The organism is Thiorhodococcus minor (assembly GCF_010820565.1).
GTDB classification, from domain to species: domain Bacteria; phylum Pseudomonadota; class Gammaproteobacteria; order Chromatiales; family Chromatiaceae; genus Thiorhodococcus; species Thiorhodococcus minor.
Window position 1 is genome coordinate 1 of the sequence record NZ_JAAIJQ010000217.1, and the last position, 2,152, is coordinate 2,152.

Genomic DNA, 2,152 nt, shown 5'->3' on the forward strand with positions numbered 1-2,152 from the left:
CACCCTGCTGACACAGGCCGTCCTCGCGCTTTCCGATGCCGTCGAGGCGGTACGGCCAGACCGACAATTTCCACGCCGCAATCCCGGCAAGCTCAAGCCCGGATTCCACCCGGCGTACTGCCGGACGGCTTAAGTCCATGGCATTGGGATCTCTGGCAGTTGGTCGGCCTGGCTTGGACAATAGGTCACTGTATACGCTCGGACATTGCTACTCGTATGGCTGGTGCAGGCACATTGCTTGGGGTCGGTCGGATACGTGTAGGCGTCCTTGCAATCGACGTCTAAGCACTCAAACCGATTGCGCTCACCCAGAATCGGACCGCAGTCGCAACTACTCCCACTGATCGTGATCTGAATTGGCACGTTGTAGAAGATATTTGCCGATGGCTCTACGCAGTTGTCCGGGTTGGAGCCGTTACAGAGATCGGGCGGTCTCGAGTTTGTGCTGAGATTTATGAAGTCATTCCCCGTTGGGGTATTTGGGGTGATCTCAAAATGTGTCCCGAAGGTGTTGTCATAGACCATGCTCGGCCCACAGCATGGTGTCGTCTCAGCATCTTGCGAGCACTGTTTTGCTGCGGCGTTCGTCGGTTGGCAGTAGGCTGCGTATAGCGTGTTCTCCGTGCCTTGCCACATCGATGGCTCGCGTTGGACGCTATTCGGCTGAACGTCGATCCAGTTCTCGCAGGAGATACGCTCGCATTCGACTGTGGTCGTCACCGGAGCAACCATGATGACGTTTGGCTGATTGGTGTGAAGCTGGCTGATCGGCAACGCGTCGGACTTTCCAGGTTTTATCCTGTTGCCATTGACCGTTCCGAGATCCGGGGACATCAGTTTGAGTTCAATGTCGCAATTGTTGACAAATACGATCTTGCCATCCATTGAGGACGCGGCAGCCTTGGTATTCAGTAGCGCTACCTCGTCCACGGTATTGCGTGAGTTGTCTTGCAATAGCTTCATATGGTTGATGATGCCGTCCCATGATGCCTCGGCGCCCGGGCATGCGTCGGTCGCCTGCGTAACGGCTTCAAAATAGCGAGCGATGTAATCGTAGTCACAGGCTTCTGCGTCGAGCCTGTAAGCTCCTGGATCATCTGACCCGTCCGTCAGGTCGCGGGCATGTGCATCGGACAAGCAGGCAATATAATCACTCGCGACCCAGGTCAATGCAGCTTCGCATCCGTTTTCGCTCGAAGGGTCAGAGAAGGTTGTCGATGCGTATAGGAAGAAGCTCGATCCCAGGATGAGACATGTTTTGCGCGTGGCGGAGATATTGGTAGCCATTTGATGAGCTCTTTAACAACGCAAAACCATGCAGCCATGCTGGGACTCGGCGTGACTGCTTCATGGACGGGAAGGGCTTGTACGGCTCAAGCCGACAAGATCGGATCATCGATTCTTGGTCAAGAATAGTCCTCGGATTCGTATTCCATGCGCGGATCAAGGCGATCTTGCCGCGATCTGTGACTGAGCTCGCATAACGACGCGCGCCTCGCCCGTCATTGGGAAGCCCTACGAATCGAGATTCGGCAATTTGAACCGCTAGACTAGGCGCGGATCCCGACGTTTGAGGTGACGCACGAGGCGCTGCTGTAGGAACCGGTTCAGGCGGCGAAACGCCGGACGGCTGCGACTGCGGGCACGGGTGACATTGTGCGGCCGGCGATACGTGAGAGAGCGGCGCCACCCTGCCTGCCAGTTTTCCTTCTGCACCGATACGCTCCTCGCAACACCTGGATTCGGTCGCAGTCCTCAAGGCCAGACTGCCGTCGGCCGCAGCAGGGCGGGCCGTCGTGCGTTGACGAAACCGCACCAGATACAGACCTTCGATGATCCGCGGGAGGCCTTGGAAAGATGCACACGATGCTCTGGTCCGACGCGCGTGAGATGAACCTGCAAGGCACAGATGAAGGCGTAGACCCAACAGTCGTGTCTTATAATTCGTCGGTAACTGTTACGAAGCGGTAACCCACTGTATCCGCGGCGGAAGATTGGAGTAACTGTTTCCTACCAGCTCAAGAGGGGGCGGGCGTCGCGGGAGCACGGCGAAACGAACTAACCTATCTACAGCCCATATCGTTACCCATAAGTCCCACTCACGGATCGTTGCGCCTCCAAGGCGAGCACAAAGTCGGCTGCGCGCTGCAGA

The 2,152-nt window shown here is 56.8% G+C and carries 1 protein-coding gene; it reads right to left on the reverse strand.

Annotated elements, in window-relative coordinates:
• Nucleotides 1–129: 129 nt before the first annotated feature.
• Nucleotides 130–1,287, reverse strand: coding sequence for a glycoside hydrolase 64/thaumatin family protein (locus G3446_RS26415; protein ID WP_164456635.1), 1,158 nt, complete (start codon nucleotides 1,285–1,287; stop codon nucleotides 130–132).
• Nucleotides 1,288–2,152: the final 865 nt, after the last annotated feature.

What these genes read in the sequence shown, in the direction of transcription:
- G3446_RS26415 (WP_164456635.1), bottom strand. Translation starts at nt 1,287, where the DNA reads ATGGCTACCAATATCTCCGCCACGCGCAAAACATGTCTCATCCTGGGA.